18 protein-coding genes are annotated in these 18,004 nt (G+C 62.0%); 13 read left to right on the top strand and 5 right to left on the bottom strand.

Annotated elements, in window-relative coordinates:
• Positions 1–42: 42 nt before the first annotated feature.
• Complete coding sequence (gene trmB, locus OB03_RS04630; RefSeq protein ID WP_461343358.1) at positions 43–774, top strand: tRNA (guanosine(46)-N7)-methyltransferase TrmB; 732 nt, start codon at positions 43–45, stop codon at positions 772–774.
• Here trmB and OB03_RS04625 read toward each other — a convergent pair.
• Positions 752–1,264 (bottom strand): biotin transporter BioY, encoded by a 513-nt coding sequence (locus tag OB03_RS04625; RefSeq protein ID WP_461343357.1) that lies wholly within the window; start codon positions 1,262–1,264, stop codon positions 752–754. The genes trmB and OB03_RS04625 overlap by 23 nt on opposite strands.
• A 194-nt stretch (positions 1,265–1,458) precedes the next feature.
• Here OB03_RS04625 and rimP point away from each other — a divergent pair, with 194 nt between their 5' ends.
• The 10 genes from rimP to pnp all read left to right on the top strand — a co-directional run bounded on the left by rimP (position 1,459) and on the right by pnp (position 13,101).
• Positions 1,459–2,049, top strand: coding sequence for a ribosome maturation factor RimP (rimP, locus tag OB03_RS04620; RefSeq protein WP_242912473.1), 591 nt, complete (start codon positions 1,459–1,461; stop codon positions 2,047–2,049).
• Positions 2,049–3,776 (top strand): transcription termination factor NusA, encoded by a 1,728-nt coding sequence (gene nusA / locus OB03_RS04615; protein ID WP_242912472.1) that lies wholly within the window; start codon positions 2,049–2,051, stop codon positions 3,774–3,776. Before rimP ends, nusA begins: the two co-directional genes overlap by 1 nt.
• Positions 3,777–3,794: 18 nt before the next feature.
• On the top strand, positions 3,795–4,469 hold the full coding sequence (locus OB03_RS04610; RefSeq protein WP_242912471.1) for an RNA-binding protein: 675 nt from the start codon (positions 3,795–3,797) through the stop codon (positions 4,467–4,469).
• Positions 4,470–4,576: 107 nt separating this feature from the next.
• The gene (infB, locus tag OB03_RS04605) at positions 4,577–7,543 is read left to right on the top strand and encodes a translation initiation factor IF-2 (RefSeq protein WP_461343356.1); all 2,967 of its coding nucleotides are present in this window, start codon (positions 4,577–4,579) and stop codon (positions 7,541–7,543) included.
• A gap of 127 nt (positions 7,544–7,670) precedes the next feature.
• Positions 7,671–8,183 carry a hypothetical protein gene (locus OB03_RS04600; RefSeq protein ID WP_461343355.1) on the top strand — a complete coding sequence of 171 codons (513 nt, stop codon included), beginning with the start codon at positions 7,671–7,673 and terminating at the stop codon, positions 8,181–8,183.
• A gap of 3 nt (positions 8,184–8,186) precedes the next feature.
• Positions 8,187–8,876 carry a DUF2459 domain-containing protein gene (locus OB03_RS04595; RefSeq protein ID WP_461343354.1) on the top strand — a complete coding sequence of 230 codons (690 nt, stop codon included), beginning with the start codon at positions 8,187–8,189 and terminating at the stop codon, positions 8,874–8,876.
• A 73-nt stretch (positions 8,877–8,949) separates the two neighbouring features.
• On the top strand, positions 8,950–9,402 hold the full coding sequence (rbfA, locus tag OB03_RS04590; RefSeq protein ID WP_242912467.1) for a 30S ribosome-binding factor RbfA: 453 nt from the start codon (positions 8,950–8,952) through the stop codon (positions 9,400–9,402).
• The gene (gene truB / locus OB03_RS04585) at positions 9,402–10,334 is read left to right on the top strand and encodes a tRNA pseudouridine(55) synthase TruB (protein WP_461343353.1); all 933 of its coding nucleotides are present in this window, start codon (positions 9,402–9,404) and stop codon (positions 10,332–10,334) included. The genes rbfA and truB overlap by 1 nt, the downstream gene beginning before the upstream one ends.
• Before the next feature lie 11 nt (positions 10,335–10,345).
• Positions 10,346–10,615, top strand: coding sequence for a 30S ribosomal protein S15 (rpsO, locus tag OB03_RS04580; RefSeq protein ID WP_242912465.1), 270 nt, complete (start codon positions 10,346–10,348; stop codon positions 10,613–10,615).
• A gap of 257 nt (positions 10,616–10,872) precedes the next feature.
• On the top strand, positions 10,873–13,101 hold the full coding sequence (pnp, locus tag OB03_RS04575; protein WP_461343352.1) for a polyribonucleotide nucleotidyltransferase: 2,229 nt from the start codon (positions 10,873–10,875) through the stop codon (positions 13,099–13,101).
• Between the two features lie 153 nt (positions 13,102–13,254).
• On the opposite strand, the gene OB03_RS04570 is transcribed toward pnp, so the two are convergent.
• Positions 13,255–13,635 (bottom strand): hypothetical protein, encoded by a 381-nt coding sequence (locus OB03_RS04570; protein ID WP_461343351.1) that lies wholly within the window; start codon positions 13,633–13,635, stop codon positions 13,255–13,257.
• Between the two features lie 57 nt (positions 13,636–13,692).
• Positions 13,693–14,412 carry a ribonuclease PH gene (rph, locus tag OB03_RS04565; protein WP_461343350.1) on the bottom strand — a complete coding sequence of 240 codons (720 nt, stop codon included), beginning with the start codon at positions 14,410–14,412 and terminating at the stop codon, positions 13,693–13,695.
• A 116-nt stretch (positions 14,413–14,528) separates the two neighbouring features.
• Here rph and hrcA point away from each other — a divergent pair, with 116 nt between their 5' ends.
• Both hrcA and grpE read left to right on the top strand, forming a co-directional pair.
• Positions 14,529–15,623: a heat-inducible transcriptional repressor HrcA gene (gene hrcA / locus OB03_RS04560; RefSeq protein ID WP_461343349.1), complete on the top strand. Its 1,095-nt coding sequence runs from the start codon at positions 14,529–14,531 to the stop codon at positions 15,621–15,623.
• 43 nt (positions 15,624–15,666) lie between these two features.
• The gene (grpE, locus tag OB03_RS04555; RefSeq protein WP_461343377.1) at positions 15,667–16,233 is read left to right on the top strand and encodes a nucleotide exchange factor GrpE; all 567 of its coding nucleotides are present in this window, start codon (positions 15,667–15,669) and stop codon (positions 16,231–16,233) included.
• Positions 16,234–16,296: 63 nt separating this feature from the next.
• Here grpE and OB03_RS04550 read toward each other — a convergent pair whose 3' ends face one another.
• Both OB03_RS04550 and OB03_RS04545 read right to left on the bottom strand, forming a co-directional pair.
• Positions 16,297–17,205 carry a dienelactone hydrolase family protein gene (locus OB03_RS04550; protein ID WP_242912460.1) on the bottom strand — a complete coding sequence of 303 codons (909 nt, stop codon included), beginning with the start codon at positions 17,203–17,205 and terminating at the stop codon, positions 16,297–16,299.
• A 39-nt stretch (positions 17,206–17,244) separates the two neighbouring features.
• Positions 17,245–17,910, bottom strand: a complete 666-nt coding sequence (locus tag OB03_RS04545) for an alpha-ketoglutarate-dependent dioxygenase AlkB family protein (RefSeq protein ID WP_461343348.1) — start codon at positions 17,908–17,910, stop codon at positions 17,245–17,247.
• Positions 17,911–18,004: the final 94 nt, after the last annotated feature.

Genomic DNA, 18,004 nt, shown 5'->3' with positions numbered 1-18,004 from the left:
CTACGCTTTGCGTGCGCGCCTGTAATCGGCTAGGGCGCGCACATGACCGATACGCCCGATAATCCCGACCACAACGCAGAACGCCCTGACTGGGCTCTTCCCAATGGTCCTTTGCGCTCGTTCGGGCGCATCAAGTCGCGTCCTATCAAGGCGCGTCAGGCTGCCCTTTTTGACACCCTCATGCCGCAGATCGCCGTGCCCGATCCCAAGGCGGGCCCGATCGATCCTAAGGTCCTGATGCCGGAGGCCAAGGCGGCCTGGCTGGAAATCGGGTTCGGCGGCGGAGAGCATCTGGCCCATCAGGCTGGCCAAAACCCCGACACCCTAATGATCGGCTGCGAACCCTTCCTGAATGGCGTGGCCTCGGCCCTGCGTCACGTCGAGGAAGGTCAGCTGAAGAATGTTCGCCTGCACGCCGACGACGCCCGCGCGGTGATGTCGGCCCTGCCGGACGCTTCGCTGGATCGCGTGATGATCCTGTTCCCCGATCCATGGCACAAGGCCCGTCACAACAAGCGCCGCTTCCTGCAGGACGAGACCGCACAGGAAATCGCCCGCCTGTTGAAACCGGGCGGCATGGTGCGTTTCGTGACCGACTGGTTCGACTATGCGGAATGGACACTGGAGCGGCTGCTTCGCACTGAGGGTCTGGAACGGATCGAGACCGAAGGCGAAGACTGGTTCGTCCCGCCGTCGGACCACTTCGTAACCCGCTACGAAGAAAAGAAACTGGGCGACACCGACCCGATCTTCATTCAGTTCCGCCGCGTCTGAACCGCGTAACCGCGCGCCAGACCAGCCAGCACAGCGCGGATTTCACGCCCGCTCCGATCAGGAAGGGCGTGAAACCACCGCTCATGGCGTCGGCGAAACCTATGCGGGTGGAAAGCCACACCGTGCCCACTCCCAGCAGGATCAGGTGCAAGCCGAACAGCGTCGCGATGGAGGCGAGCGCCCCCGACAGCGACGGCCGCTTTTCAGCCAATCGGGTGAAAAGTCCGGCCAAAAACGCTGCAACGGGGAAGGCGTAGATATAGCCTGCGGTCGCGCCGCTAAACGGCTCTAAACCTGAAGACCCCTCGGCCAGAACCGGCAGCCCGACTGCTGCAGATGCGAGATACAACAGCACAGCACCTGCTCCCCGGATCGGCCCCAACCACAGTCCGGCCAGCAGGATGGCGAACGACTGTAGGGTCATGGGTACGGGGCGCATGGGGACGTCGATCTGCGCGCCCGCAGCCATCAAGGCCGCGAACCCGACCATCAGTCCAAAACTGGTCAGAAATCCTCGCATGCAGGCTGACAAGCATGCTGTTAGGGAGCGCTGCAAGTCTTTAAGGGCTGACAACGTTGCGGGTTTGCCCTATATGGACCTCTACATCGTTAGACCGACGTCAACGGCGTCGTTTCAGCGGCGGCCCGGACGGACCGTCGCTTTTGTTTTTCCGGAGGTTCCGCGTGCGGGCCAAAACCGCAGAAGACCGCGCTCTTCTCGAAATGATCGATCCAATCGCCGACAGCCAAGGGCTGGCGGTGGTGCGTGTGCGCCTGATGGGCGGCACCCTGCGTCGTCGTCTGCAGATCATGGCCGAACGCAAGTCGGACAACGACATCTCGGTCGAGGAATGCGCTCGTCTGAGCCGCGCGATTTCTGAAGTTCTCGACGTCTCGGACCCGATTGCCGGCGAGTATCTGCTGGAAGTCTCTTCGCCGGGTATCGACCGTCCGCTGACCCGCCTGATGGACTTTGACCTGTTTGAAGGTTTTGAAGCCCGTCTGGAAACCGACCGCATGGTCGAGGGCCGCAAACGCTTCAAGGGCATTGTTGCCGGTGTCGAAGGCGATCACGTCGCTATCGATCTGGACGGCGAAGAAGAAACGGCCCTGATCCCGTTTGAATGGCTGGCCGATGCCAAGCTGGTTCTGACCGACGAATTGCTCAAGCGTGGTGCCGCCCTGCGCGCTGCCCGTGGCGAGCCTGAAGATGATGGCCTGCCGGAAGGTGCGCCTGATAACCAAAACCCTGACCTGTCCAAGGACGAAGCCTGATGGCCGTGACCGGAATTTCCGCAAACCGTCTGGAACTGCTCTCGATCGCCGATGCTGTCGCGCGTGAAAAGAACATCGACCGCGAGATCGTAATCGACGCGATCGAAGAAGCGATCCAGAAGGGCGCCAAGTCGCGCTATGGCGCGCACCACGACATCCGCGCCAAGATCGACCACAAGACCGGCGAGCTTTCGCTGACCCGTCACACCACCATCGTGGCTGATGACTGGGAGCCGGAAGACGAACTCGAAGAGTTCAACGACAGCGCCATGGTTCGCCTGCGCGATGCCGCCAAGCGCGATCCGGAAGCCGTTGTCGGCAAGGAATACATCGAGGTTCTGCCGCCGTTCGAGTTCGGCCGCGTGCAAACCCAAATGGCCCGCCAGGTCGTGACCGGTAAGGTCCGTGAAGCCGAGCGCGCCAACCAGTACGAAGAATTCAAGGACCGCGTTGGCGAGATCGTCAACGGCACGGTCAAGCGCGTCGAATACGGCAACACGATCGTCGATCTGGGCCGTGGCGAAGGCATCATGCGCCGCGATCAGTCGATCCCGCGTGAAGTTTTCAACATCGGCGACCGCATCCGCACCTACATCTACGACGTCCGTCCCGAGGCCAAGGGCCCTCAGGTCATGCTGTCGCGCGCCCATCCGGGTTTCATGGCCAAGCTGTTCTCCCAGGAAGTGCCGGAAGTCTATGACGGCGTCATCGAAATCCGCGCCGCTGCCCGCGACGCCGGTTCGCGCGCCAAGATGGCCGTGCTGTCGAATGACTCATCGATCGATCCGGTCGGTGCCTGCGTCGGTATGCGTGGCTCGCGCGTTCAGGCTGTTGTGGCCGAGCTGCAAGGCGAGAAGATCGACATCATCCCGTGGGTTGATGACGAGCCGACCTTCATCGTGAATGCTCTGGCTCCGGCCGAAGTGTCCAAGGTGGTTCTGGACGAAGACGCCGACCGCGTTGAAGTCGTGGTTCCGGACGATCAACTGTCGCTGGCCATTGGCCGTCGCGGTCAGAACGTACGTCTGGCCTCGCAACTGACCGGCTGGCAGATCGACATCATCACCGAGACCCAGGACTCCGAGCGTCGCCAGCGTGAATTCGCTGAACGCACCTCGCTGTTCCAGGAAGCTCTGGACGTCGATGAAACCATCGCCCAGCTGCTGGTGACCGAAGGCTTCGCTACGGTGGAAGATCTGGCGTTCGTCGAAGCGTATGAAGTCGCCGAGATCGAAGGCTTCGACGAAGACACCGCCGAAGAACTGCAAACCCGTGCTCGTGAATACCTCGAGCGTCTGGCATCCGAACTCGACGACAAGCGCAAGGCGCTGGGCGTCGAAGACGGTGTTCTGGAAATCCCGGGCATCACCCCGCAGATGGCCGTTGCCCTCGGCGAAGGAGGCGTGAAGACCGTTGAAGATCTGGCTGATCTGGCAACCGACGAAATCCGCGGTGGTCACGAAATGCGTAACGGCGAGCGCGTGAAGCTGGCTGGCGTGCTGGAAAGCTTCAACCTGACGCAGGAAGCTGCCGAACTGCTGATCCTGCAGGCCCGCGTGGCTGCTGGCTGGATCGACGCTTCGGAACTGCCGCAGCCCGAGCCGGAATACGAAGAAGAAGTCGAAGGTGAAGAAGCCTTTGACGGCGAGTACTACGACAACGCCGAAGAAGGCGAAGTCGAAGAGGTGGAGCTGCAAGGCGACACCGACGAACCCCAAGACGCGTGATGAGGACCGCTGCTGTTCATGACTATGCCCGAGGTGCTGATCGATAGAGAGCGTCAGGATCTGGTGTCCCGCCAGGTTCTCGATGAATCTCGTCTGATCCGCTTCGTCGCTGGTCCGGACAGCGCGGTTTATCCCGACTTGGCGCGCAAGCTGCCCGGTCGCGGCCTTTGGGTCGCGGCCGATCGCGCCTCTGTCGATATGGCGGTTAAGAAGAATATGTTCGCGCGGGCCGCCAAGGCCCCGCTGAAACCGGCATCAGATTTGTCGGATTTGGTCGAAAAACTGCTGATTAAGCGTTGTTTGGACCAACTGGGCCTTGCCCGGCGCGAAGGCGTACTTATCTCTGGTTTCGAAAAAAGTGCCGCTGCGATCCGCAGTGGCAAGGCCGCATGGATGCTCGAAGCTTCCGACGGGTCAGCAGATGGCCGCAATAAGCTGATAGCTATGGCCAGACATGTGGCTCCGGCGCCGAAAATGTGCGGCGCATTCACTGCGGATGAATTGAGTTTGGCCCTTGGGCTGGAAAATGCGATACACGCCGTCCTGCTGAAAGGCGGACGCGCTGCTCGTTGGACAGAAGAAGTCGAACGTTTGGCAGGTTTTCGGGTTCTCCAACCTCAGGATTGGCGCCGGATCGAGCAAGGCGACGCCGAGGAAGACATTCGGGATCGAGGTCCTGAAGGAGAACCCTGACGGGTTTGGTGGATACGGGCCAGCTTCCGGTTAAGGAGGCGGGGCCGTATTCGTGTATGGGTATAAAAGACGAAGGCGGAATTCTCCGCCACAAGTAAAGCGACCGGATGAGCGACGAAAACGACAAAACCAACGACGGCAAGACCCCTAGCAATGCGCCTTCGCAAGGCGGCGCCCGCGCGCCCCTGACTTTGAAGCCGCGGGCTGCAGGCTCGGTCTCGACCGGCACGGTGAAGCAAAGCTTCAGCCATGGCCGATCGAAGACGGTTGTTGTCGAGACCAAGCGCCGTCCAGGCGCTGGCGGCGGCCATCAACGCCCTCAGGGCTTCGATGTTGCGCGCCCACGTAACGACGGCAATGCACCGCGCGGTAACGCGCCGCGTGGCCAATCCAACGCAGGCGGTCTGTCCGCCGAGGAGATGGAGGCCCGTCGTCGCGCCATTGCCGCTGCAACCGTAGCCAATGCCGAACGCGAGCGCCGTCAGGCCGCTGAAAAGATTGCTGCCGAAAAGGCTGCTGCCGAACGCGCTGCTGCCGCTGCTGAGGCCGCCAAGGTCGAAGCTGCCAAGGCTGCTGCCAAGCCGGCCGAAGCACCGAAGCCGGTAGAAGCGCCCAAGGTTGAAGCACCGAAGGCTGCCGAGGCTCCCAAGCCCGTAGCCGCCGCTGCTCCGGCACCGGCTCCGGCTCCGAAGCCGCGCCCGCAGGTCAACTTCGGCCAACGTACGCCCAAGGCTCCGAGCAACCGCGCTCCGGCCGCTTCGCTGGGCGGCCGCTCGGCTCGCGAGCAAGCCCAGGGTGCTGGCGATCGTCCGCAAAGCAACGACCGTCCGCAATCGGATCGTCCGCAAGGCAACCGCCCACAGGGTAGCCGTCCGCAAGGTGGCAACCGCACCGAGGGCGGTGACCGTCCGGCACGTCCGGCACAGACTGTTCGTTATTCGGCGCTGAACCCGCGTCCGGCTCCGAACGCTGCTGGCAAGGGTCCGCGTACCGGTCCTGGTGGCCGTCCCGCTCCGAACCAACCGCCGGCAACGCCGGAAGTGGCACGTCCGGTCCGCACCGCTGGTGCAGGCTTCAGCCGTCCTGATCGTGATGGCGACAGCCGCGAGAAGCGTTTCGGCGAGAACGCCCCGAGCAAGGCCGTCAGCCGTACGCGTGGTGAACCCAAGCGTCGCGAAGGCCGCCTGACCATTCACTCGGTGGCCGGTGACGGTGAAGCCGGTGAACGCATGCGCTCGCTGGCCTCGGTCCGCCGTGCTCGCGAACGTGAAAAAGAAAAACGTAAGGGCTCGTCGACCGACGCTCCGAACCGTCCGCGCGAAGTCGTCATTCCTGACGTCATCACCGTTGGCGAACTGGCTATCCGTATGGCCGTGCGTGGTGTCGACATCATCAAATTCCTGATGCGTCAGGGCCTGATGATGAAGATCAACGACGTCATCGATTCCGATACCGCCGAACTGGTGGCCTCGGAATACGGCATGACCGTCAAGCGCGTCTCGGACTCGGACGTTGAAGAAGGCTTCCTGTCTCAAGCCGACGACAGCGACGCCACCGAAGCACGTGCTCCGGTCGTGGCCATCATGGGCCACGTCGACCACGGCAAGACCTCGCTGCTGGATGCCCTGCGCACCACGGACGTCGCCGCTGGCGAAGCTGGTGGCATCACCCAGCACATCGGTGCCTATCAGGTTCGCCTGGAAGATGGTCAGCGCATCACCTTCCTGGACACCCCGGGTCACGCCGCCTTCTCGGCTATGCGTGCTCGCGGTGCGAACGTGACCGACATCGTGGTTCTGGTTGTGGCTGCCGACGATGGCGTGATGCCGCAGACGATCGAAGCCATCCAGCACGCCAAGGCTGCTGGTTCGCCGATCATCGTGGCCGTCAACAAGATCGACAAGCCGGGCGCTGATCCGCAGAAGGTCATCAACGAGCTGCTGCAACACGAGATCGTTGCCGAAGCCTACGGCGGTGACACCATGATTGTGGAGCTGTCGGCCAAGGAACGCACCAACCTGAAGGGCCTGACCGACGCCATCCTGCTTCAAACCGAAGTTCTGGAACTGCGCGCCAACCCGGAACGCTCGGCTGAAGGTGTGGTCATCGAAGGCAAGCTGGACAAGGGTCGTGGCCCGGTGGCTACGGTTCTGGTCAAGCGCGGTACGCTCAAGCGTGCTGACATCGTGGTGGCTGGTGCATCGTGGGGTAAGGTTCGCGCCTTGCTGAACGAGCGCAACGAGCAACTGAGCGAAGCTGGTCCGTCGGTTCCGGTCGAAATCCTCGGCCTGTCCGAAGCACCGACCCCGGGCGATGCCTTCGCCGTGGTGGAAAGCGAAGCCCGTGCCCGCGAGCTGGTAGAATATCGTCAACGTAGCAAGCGCGATAAGTCGCAGGCTGCTGGTGGTGCTCTGTCGCTGGCTGACATGATGGCCAAGCTGGGCACCAAGAAGATCAGCGAACTGCCGGTCCTCATCAAGTCGGACGTCCAAGGCTCGGGCGAGGCCATAGCGGCATCGCTGGAGAAGATGGGCACCGACGAAGTGCGCGCCCGTGTGGTTCTGCAAGCTGCTGGTGGTATCACCGAGAGCGACGTGAACCTGGCCAAGTCGGCCGGTGCTCCGATCCTCGGCTTCAACGTCCGTGCTTCGAAGCAAGCACGCGATCTGGCCGAGCGCGAAGGCGTCGAGATCCGTTACTACTCGATCATCTACGACCTGCTGGATGACATTAAGGGCGTGCTGTCGGGCATGCTGGCACCGATCCAACGCGAAACCTTCCTGGGTAACGCCAAGGTGCTGCAAGCCTTCGACATCACCAAGGTCGGCCGTATCGCCGGCTGCCGTGTCACCGAAGGTGTGGTCCGCAAGGGCGCTCGCGTCCGTATCATCCGCGACGACGTGGTGGTGCTGGAATTGGGCGTGCTCAACACGCTCAAGCGCTTCAAGGACGAAGTCAACGAAGTCCCGTCGGGTCAGGAATGCGGCATGCAGTTCGCCGGCTTCCAGGACATCAAGGAAGGCGACTTCATCGAGTGCTTCACCGTCGAAGAGATCAAGCGCACCCTCGACTAGGGTTCGTCTCTTCCGAGGTGATCGGAATAAAGGGCGCGGTATCGAAAGGTACCGCGCCTTTTTCTTTGGGTTGCGCCTATCTGCCGAGACGATACGTTCTGGTGGGGCGATATCGACGGAATATGTGATGAACAAAAGCGTTTGGGCGGTGCTGGCGATGACAGCCTTGTCGGCCGTGGCTGGAAACGCCGCGGCGGATGTCCGCTATCTGGCGTTCGACGCCGATGACCGGACGACCCAGTCGCTGACGCGCGGCATCACGCTGGAGATCGAGCGCGGCCTATTCGGTGCGACACGGGTGCGTGGCCTGTATTCAACTACCAGCCGCGGCTCGGCGAACTTCCGTCCCCAGTCTGTCAGTGGTGTTCAAGACGTGGTGCCCTCCGAAGATCGAGGGGGAAGCGTCTATGCCATCGTGCCCGAAGGGGATGGCCGCGCCCTTGGCCGCGCCCTGTGCCCCGGATCGGAAGAGGCATGGCTGGTGGTGGGCCGCGTCCGCTCGGGCCGTCCCTTGACCATCCACGCTGTCGGACATTGGCCCGATGGCAAGAAACGCCACTGCGTCGCCCTGAAATACCGCTATCGCGGCGAATGGGCGGGGTTGCCCAACTCGCTGAGCGATATGCCTTCGGACCGTTAAGCCATGCGCTGGCTTGGCCTCGCTCTGCTGATGCTAGTGGCAGGGCTGGCCGGTTGGTGGAGCGCGGACTGGAAAGCTGCTCCGCGAACGCAGCAGCCGGTTGTCAGTCTCTATCTTTTGGACAACGGCTTTCACACCGATCTGGCTGTGCCGCGCGCCTTGCTGATGGCCCATGACGATGCCTTGGCCGAGGCCACGGCGTCGAGCGGGCAGGGCGACTGGTTCCTCATCGGCTGGGGTGATAGCCGCTTCTATCAGGAAGAGGGCGAGATCATCGGGCGGCTCCCCGACGGTTTGAGGGCACTGTTCACGCCCGGCGGATCGACCTCTGTGGTGCGGTTTATTCCGGTGCAGACCGAGGCGGGCAAAGACTTCCCCTATGACGCTGTCTCCTTCAGAGTGGACGAAACGGGTGCCATCGCCCTTCGGCAGCGCATCCTCGAGACCCTGACGCTGGATGCCAAACGCGAACCCCTGCCTGCCAAGGTGGTGGGCAGCGCCGTGTCCTACGCGACCTTCTGGGACTCCTCCGAGCGGTTCTCCGTTGTGCACCTGTGCAACCACTGGATGGCCTCTGTGCTACATGCCGGCGGTGTCAGCGTGCCTGTTGGTCGCTCACTCGTATCTGCTGAACTGACACGCGCTGTAGAGGCCTATAACGAGGGTCGAACTGGACTTGATCGTCCACAATGACTAGACCGCGCCCTTCGCGTTAGTCAGCCGGCGTCCGATCCCCGGCGGCGCGAAGATGAAGGAGGCAGGTCACATGGCCCGCAAACAACACACCCGCAACGCCAGTGGTCCCCAAGGTCCGAGCCAGCGCCAGCTGCGCGCAGGCGAGCTGATCCGCCACGCCCTGGTTGATGTGCTGCGTGAAAACGAAATCCACGACGAAGTGCTGACCGGCGTTTCCCTGACCGTGACCGAAGTGCGCATGAGCCCTGATCTGCGCCACGCCACGGTCTTCGTCGAGCCGCTGGGCGCAGGCGTTACGACCGCTGACACCAACGGCCTCGAAGAGGACGTCGAAAAGGCACTGAACGAGCATTCGAAATTCGTGCGCGGCCTGCTGGGCCGCCGCATCGACATGAAATACACGCCGGAACTGCGCTTCTTGCACGACAAGAGCTTCAACGCCGCGAACATGATGGACAAGCTGTTTGCCGATCCGCGCATTCAGGCGGACCTGCAACGCAAAGACGACGAACAGGAAGACTGATGGCCCGCCGCAAGAAGGGCGATATCGTCAACGGCTGGGTCTGTCTGGATAAGCCCTACGAGATGGGCTCGACCGATGCGGTAACCAAGGTCCGCCGTCTGTTCAATGCGCAGAAGGCGGGACATGCGGGGACGCTGGACCCGCTGGCATCTGGAATCCTGCCGATTGCGCTGGGCGAGGCGACCAAGACTGTGCCGTTCATGATGGACGCGCAGAAAATTTATCGCTTCGTCATCGAGTGGGGCACCTCCACCGACAGTATCGACCGTGAAGGCACCGTCATCGGTACGTCCGATGTGCGCCCGACGGTCGAGCAGGTGAAGGCCGCGCTTCCGCAGTTCGTTGGAGAGATCGATCAGGTCCCTCCGGCCTTCTCGGCGATCCGCGTCAACGGCGAGCGCGCCTATGACCTCGCGCGCGAAGGCGTTGAAGTTGAACTGAAATCGCGTCGCGTTACGATCCACGAAGTCGCCGTCACCGACGTACCGGATGCGGACCACATCGAAGTCACCATGCGCACGGGCAAGGGCGTCTATGTGCGTTCTCTCGCGCGAGATCTTGCCGCCGTCCTCGGGGCAGAGGGGCATGTTTCGGTTCTGCGACGCGAGATGGTGGGGCCGTTTTCCGTGCAGAACGCCGTCACACTGGATTTTCTCGAGGATTTGGCGCATAAGGGCCGCGCCTCTGAAGGCCTTTTGCCTGTTGCGACCGCTCTGGACGACATCCCGGATCTGGCCGTGACGGAACAGGAAGCCCTCTCTCTGAGACAGGGACGACCCATTGTTCTGCTGCCGCAGCAGATCGAACAACTCCAAAGCCGGCTGTCGTCGGAAGAGGGGCTGATCTCGGTCTATTCGGACGGGACGCTGGTTTGCCTCTGCAATCTCAAGGCCGGTCGGCTTGCGCCAGACCGCGTATTTAACCTCCAATAACGGAGACTCTGATGTCGATCACGGCTACCCGTAAAGCTGAAGTCATTGCTGAAAACGCTCGCTCGCAAGGCGACACCGGTTCGGCTGAAGTGCAAGTTGCAATCCTGTCGGTCCGCATCGCGAACCTGACCGAGCACTTCAAGACCCACAAAAAAGACAACCACTCGCGTCGCGGCCTTCTGAAGATGGTCTCGCAGCGTCGTCGTCTGCTCGACCACCTGAACAAGGTGGACAACGCCCGTTACGTGGCGCTGATCACCAAGCTGGGCCTGCGTCGCTAAGGCGCCCCGGTTGCGGATCGGATGAATTTCCACGAGGCGCGGGCGGTCACGTCCGCGCCTCGTTCCGCTCCTAGTATATGAGTTTCCCGGCGCTGTGGGACGAGACAGCGCAACCGACGCGAGGGCCGCGAGAAATGGTCCTCTTCACCATCCGGAGATGAAGGCATCACCGGATATACGGGGACCAAGGGACTGAACGGCCCGAGGCTCCGCACACCCCCGACGGGAATACGCCCGCGGGAGACGAAAGAAGAAATATGTTCGACATCAAACGCAAGACGATCGAGTGGGCGGGTCGCCCGCTGACGCTGGAAACCGGCCGCATCGCCCGTCAAGCCGACGGCGCTGTGCTGGCGACCTACGGCGAGACCGTAGTTCTGGCCACCGTCGTCTACGGTCGCGCACCGAAGCCGGGAATGGACTTCTTCCCGCTGACCGTGAACTACCAAGAAAAGACTTTCGCAGCCGGCAAGATCCCGGGTGGCTACTTCAAGCGTGAAGGCCGTCCGACCGAAAAAGAAACCCTGGTTTCGCGCCTGATCGACCGTCCGATCCGTCCGCTGTTCGTCAAGGGCTTCAAGAACGAGACGCAAGTCGTCGTCACCGTCCTGCAGCACGACCTGGAAAATGATCCGGACGTTGTCGGCATGGTTGCAGCCTCGGCTGCTCTGACCATCTCGGGCGTTCCGTTCATGGGCCCGATCGGTGCTGCTCGCGTCGGCATGATCGACGGTGAGCTGGTTCTGAACCCGACCATCGACCAAATCCCGACCTCGGACCTCGACCTCGTCGTCGCCGGCACTGCCGACGCTCTGATGATGGTTGAATCCGAAGCTAAGGAACTGTCGGAAGACAAGATGCTCGAGGCCCTGATGTTTGCCCATAAGGGCATGCAGCCGGTCATCGACGCCATCATCGAACTGGCTGAGCACGCCGCTAAAGAGCCGTTCGACTTCCAGGCCGAAGACCATTCGGACGTTGTCGCTTCGATTAAGTCGCTGGTTGGCGAAGAGATCAAGGCTGCCTACGCGCATCCGGGCAAGTACGAACGTCGCTCGGGCGTTGACGCTGCCAAGAAGAAGGCTGCCGAAGCTCTCGTGAAGACCGAAGAGAACCCGGACGGCGTTGACTCGTCCAAGTTCTCGGCGGCTTTCAAGGAATGTGAAGCTGACGTGCTGCGTCGCGACATCATCGAAAACGCTCACCGCGTTGACGGTCGTGCGCTCGACAAGGTCCGCGCTATCGTTTCGGAAGTCGGCGTCCTGCCGCGCACCCACGGTTCGGCCCTGTTCACCCGTGGTGAAACGCAAGCTCTGGTCGTCGCTACGCTGGGCACCGGCGAAGACGAGCAGTACATCGACAGCCTGACCGGCACCTACAAAGAAAACTTCCTGCTGCACTACAACTTCCCGCCATACTCGGTCGGTGAAGCTGGTCGCATGGGCTCGCCGGGTCGCCGCGAAATCGGTCACGGCAAGCTGGCATGGCGCGCAATCCGCCCGATGCTGCCTTCGAAGGAAGACTTCCCGTACACTATCCGTCTGGTGTCGGAGATCACCGAGTCGAACGGCTCGTCCTCGATGGCAACCGTCTGCGGTTCGTCGCTGGCCCTGATGGATGCGGGCGTTCCGCTGATCCGTCCGGTGTCGGGTATCGCCATGGGTCTGATCCTGGAGCCGTCGGGCGAGTTCGCCATCCTGTCGGACATCCTGGGTGACGAAGATCACCTGGGCGACATGGACTTCAAGGTCGCTGGTACCTCGGAAGGCATCACCTCGCTGCAGATGGACATCAAGGTCCCGGGCATCACCGAAGAGATCATGAAGCAGGCTATCGCCCAAGCTTCGGCTGGTCGTCTGCACATCCTCGGCGAAATGGCCAAGGCCATGGAAGCGCCGCGCGCTGAACTGGGCGAGTTCGCTCCGAAGATCGAGTCGATCAAGATCGCTGTCGACAAGATCCGCGAAGTCATCGGTTCGGGCGGCAAGGTCATCCGCGAGATCGTGGAAAAGACCGGTGCCAAGATCGACATCGCTGACGATGGCACGATCAAGATCGCTGCCAACGAACAAGAGAAGATCGAAGCCGCTCGCGACTGGATCAACTCGATCGCAGCAGAGCCGGAAGTCGGCACCATCTACACCGGTAAGGTCGTGAAGGTCGTCGATTTCGGCGCATTCGTGAACTTCTTCGGTGCCAAGGACGGTCTGGTCCACGTGTCGCAACTGGCTCTGGAACGCGTTGCCAACCCGGCTGACGTCGTTTCGGAAGGTCAGGAAGTTAAGGTTAAATTCCTCGGCTTCGACGACCGCGGCAAGACCAAGCTGTCGATGAAGGTTGTTGATCAAGCCACGGGTGAAGACCTGACGGACAAGATCAACGCCGAGCGCGCCGAGCGCGGCGAAGCCCCGCTGTCTGACGACACCGGTGGCCGTCCGAAGCGTGAAGGTGGCGACCGTGGCGGTCGTCGTCCGCGCCGCGACTAAGAGTTGATCTTTTGATCAAAAAGAACCCCGTCGGACTTCGTCCGGCGGGGTTTTTTGATCGAGCGACAGAAGGCTTTGCCTTCTGTCGGGCGCTACGTTCGCGACGCGGTCGCTCACTTCTTGAGCGCTTTTATACTCTGAGAGTTTTTGGAGTTAGGCGGCGCACTCGGCGAGCTTTTCGTCGGGGCCGAAGAAGTCGCAGCCGCGTTTAATCTCGTTTTCGATCATCTGACAGGGATTGGCGACGTTGCAGGGCGGTCGTGTCGCGGGGCTTACGGCGATGCAGCGACGCACCAGCGCCTGCGCGGCTTCGTCTCCGCGCTCCTCGCGACAGGTGATCGGTTTTTCGAGGGGTTGGCCTTCCGGTGAGAGGCTACCGGACTGAATGACGGCAGTGGTCTCGACGGCGGCGGCCGCAGGCGTCGTCGGCGGGACCGCCGGGGTCGGGACGGGGTCAGACGGTCGGGCGTCACAGGCACCGAGTATCAGTGCGAACAGGCTCGTCGACACAAGGGCGATGGCTTGGCGGGGCATGGGGCTTCCTTCCTTGTTCAGAAAGATAAGCCCCTGCCTGTGATGACGGTTCCGGGCTTAAGCCGCTTCGACTGCAGCCTTTTGCAGTTCGAACAGCTCTACGCAGCCCTTCTCGGCCAGCGCGAACAGTTGGTCGAATTCGGCGCGCGAGAAGCCGCGCTTTTCGCCGGTGGCCTGAATTTCAACGATGTTGCCGTTGCCCGTCAGCACATAGTTGCTATCAGCTTCTGCGGTGGAATCCTCGTCATAGTCGAGGTCCAGCACGGCGACGTCATTATAGATACCGGACGAAACGGCGGCGACCTGATCGAAGATCGGGTACTTGGCCAGCGTTCCGGCTTCGACCATCTTCTTGAAGGCGATGGCCATAGCGACCCAAGCGCCCGTGATGGACGCGGTACGGGTGCCGCCATCGGCCTGGATCACGTCACAGTCCACCACGACCTGACGCTCGCCCAAAGCTTCCAGATCGACAACAGCGCGCAGCGAGCGGCCTATCAGACGCTGGATTTCCTGTGTGCGGCCCGACTGCTTGCCAGCAGCCGCTTCACGGCGGCCACGGGTGTGGGTGGCGCGTGGCAGCATGCCGTACTCAGCGGTCACCCAGCCCTTGCCCGTGTTGCGCATCCAGCCCGGCACCTTCTCCTCGACCGAGGCGGTGACCAGCACCTTGGTGTGGCCAAAGCTAACCATGCACGAGCCCTCGGCATAGCGGGTTACGCCTGTCTCCAGCGTGACGGTGCGCAGTTGGTCGGGGGTGCGTTCGGAAGGACGCATGGAGATACCTCGCAAAAGTAGGATAGCCGCAGCTTGCGCGGCGCAGTTGACTGCTTATCCTGAATAAGACGGCGCGCGTCCATGCGCGCTCGAGAGTTTCTAGGATCAACCGGACAATGAGCCTGCTCCATCCTTCGCCGGGCCTGTCCACGCTGGACGGCCGTGCTCGCGATATTTTCCGTCGCGTCGTTGAAAGCTATCTCGAAACGGGTGAGCCGGTCGGCTCGGCGACCATCCAGAAGGGCGGCGTGTCGCTCTCGTCGGCCTCGATCCGCAACACCATGCAGCAACTGACGGCAGCGGGGCTGTTGCTGTCGCCGCACACATCGGCGGGTCGCGCTCCCACCCACGCTGGCTTGCGGCTGTTCGTCGACGGCTTGCTGGAAGTCGGGGATCTCGGTCAGGAGGAGCGCCGCGAAATCGATGCCCGTCTGGGCAGCATGGGCTCGGGTGGACATTCGGCCAATGTGGAGGAAGCGCTGGAGGCCGCGTCCTCGCTTCTGTCGGGTCTTGCAGGTGGGGCGGGCATCGTTGCCAGCCCTGTCAGCGACGCAGGCGTGCGCCATGTCGAGTTCGTCAAACTGGGCGTTGATCAGGCTTTGGCGGTTCTGGTTGCGGACGACGGCACGGTCGAGAACCGGATCATGAACCTCAGCGCGGGCGTGACGCCGTCGACGCTGCAGGAGGCTTCCAACTTCCTTTCCCAACGTCTGCGAGGCCGCCCTCTAGCCGATGCCCGTCAGGAAATGTGTGCCGAGGTGGAGACGGCAAGGCGCGAACTGGACGAGGCAGGGGCCCGTCTGGTCGAGCAGGGGCTCGCCGCTTGGACAGGGCAGGGCGAACGCGACCGCAGCCTGATCGTGCGGGGTCGCGCCAATCTTCTGCAAGACGCAAAGGCGGTCGAGGACATCGAACGCGTGCGGATCTTGTTCGACGATCTCGAACAGAAAGAACAGTTGATCAATCTGCTGGACGACGTGGGTGTCGCACAGGGCGTGCGCATCTATATCGGTGCAGAAACAAGACTATTTTCACTTTCGGGTTCCGCAGTCATCGCGGCACCCTATATGTCAGGCAGACAGCGTGTCCTTGGTGCCATTGGCGTGATAGGACCCGCGCGATTGAACTATGCCCGTGTCATCCCGTTGGTGGACTATACCGCCCGGGTGCTGGGCCGGATTCTGGACGGACAGGAACGTGACGGATCATAACGAAGAGACCCGGGATCAACTCGAGCAAGACCTCAACGAGGACATGGCCATCCCGAAAAATGACGAAGACGCACAGATGGACGCGCTCGATGCCCTGATCGCCGAGCGCGACCAGTGGCGTGACCGTGCGCTGCGTGCTGCCGCCGAGGCCGAGAACACCAAGCGCCGCGCTGAGACCCAAGCTAACGACGCACGCGCCTATGCCATCCAGCGTTTCTCCAAGGATCTGCTGGGCGTCGCCGACAGCTTGGAGCGTGCGCTGCAAGCCGCGCCGAAAGAGTCGGAAGGCGCGACTGCCAGCCTCGTGACGGGTCTGGAACTGGTGCAAAAGTCGCTTCTGTCGGCCTTCGAGGCCAATGGTCTGAAGAAGGTCGCTCCAGAAGCCGGTGAAGCCTTTGACCCGCACTTCCATCAGGCAATGATGGAACAGCCGTCTGATACGGTTCAGGGCGGTCAGGTCATCCAGACGCTTCAGCCGGGCTATTCGCTGTTTGACCGCACCGTGCGTGCGGCCATGGTCGTCGTGGCCGCCAAGGGCTCGGGCCCAGCGGCGGGTGGTGCCTATAGCGAAGCCAACACTACCGGCGGCAATCTGGACGAGAAGGCCTGATAGGCTAGCCAGACACTAAAAATGAAAAACCCGCTGCCCATTGGACAGCGGGTTTTTTGTATCTCAGCCTTTCACGAAGCGGGCGAAATGCTCGATCATCCGGCGCTCGCCTTCTCGGGCTGCAGACGGGTTGTACATGGGGCGATAGTCGGCATGGAAACCGTGCTGCGCCCCTTCAAACAGGGTGACATGGCTGTCGGTGCGACCTGCGGCCCCGAGGGCTTCATTCATGGCGGCAACGCTGTCGTTGGGGATGCCGGTGTCCTGATCGCCATAGAGACCGATGACCGGGCCGCCCAGCTCGCCAACCAGATCAATGGGCCATGGCTTTCCGGCTTCGATTTGTTCCGGGGTGGCGTTGGCGGCAGGGGCCAAGCGCCCATACCAAGCAACGCCTGCTTTTATTTCCTGGCCAAAGCGCGCGGCGGCCTGCCACACGACCTTGCCGCCCCAGCAGAAACCGGTGATGCCCACGCGGCCCGTGTCTGCGAACGGCTGTGCCTTGGCCCACGCCAGCCCGCCGGCGATATCGCCCATCACCTGTTCATAGGTAGCCTTGTTCACGATGGCGATGATCTGTTGGAAGTCGCTGAGCGGTGCCGGATCGGCCTCGCGCACGAAGAAGGCGGGCGCAATCGCAACATAGCCCTCACGGGCCAGTCGGCGGCAGACATCGCGGATGTATTCATGGACGCCGAAAATCTCGGAAGCGACGATAATCACAGGGAAGGGGCCTGCACCTGAGGGGCGCGCCACATAGGCCGGCAGCTGGAAACCGTCAGGTGCCGGATAGGTGATGTCTCCCGCATCCAGTCCATCGCTCGAGGTCTGGATCGGCGTCGCCTCTTGCGACATCGCTGCGGGGGCATAGGCAGCAAAGGCCGCGCCGGCCGCTGCGATCTTGCCCAGACCACGGCGTGTGGGGGCCGTTTGGTCTTCAGACAAACCTTCCGGAGTGGTGATGTTGGCCATGGTCTCTAGCTCCCGTCCGTTATCGTTTCATGTGAAACATTAAGTGCTTGTGCCGTCACTAGGGGCGACTGCACGCCGCAAAGTCAGATTGATCCGCCCTCCGGATGGCAGCAGGCGCGACGTCCCTGAAATAACCCGGTCGATCCCGTGGCGCGCCAATCGCGCCGGTCCAGACAGGATGCAGACATCCCCCGATGCCAGTCTGACTGAACGCGTCGGACCACCCTCGGCGGCACCATATCGGAAAACAGCGGTGTCGCCCAATGAGACTGAAAGAACCGGAGCAGTAAAGTCCGCTTCATCCTTATCCTGATGAAGTCCCATCTTGGCGGTGTCCTCATAGAAGTTCACCAGACAGGCATCGGGCGGCGCAGAGTATCCGCTCAGCTCATTCCAGATCGACAGCAGAACAGGTGGTATTGGCGGCCATGGCTCATTGGTTTCCGGATGGAGCGGCTGGTATCGATAGCCCTTGCGGTCCGATACCCATCCCAATGGCCCGCAGTTGGTCATGCGTACCGAAAACGCCTTTCCGCCCGGTGTCACCGGCCGATAAAACGACGCGGCCCTGACCACAGCGCGAATATCATCCAGCAAGGCGATCTGCTGGTCCCCATCGAGTAATCCCGGCCAGACGACAAAGCCCTCCAGACCCGTGTTCAGGGTCGGCGGAACGATCAGATTGGAGACGGTATCTTCACTCATTGTCATCAAAACTGCGCGCGAATGGCGGCAAGGTCGATCCCTCAAGGGCGGAATTGGCGCAACGTCGACAGAAAACAGATTCATTGCGTCGGAA

The organism is Brevundimonas sp. GN22 (assembly GCF_054824005.1).
Note: the sequence above shows the minus strand (reverse complement) of the source record. Positions and strands in the feature narration are given on the sequence as shown.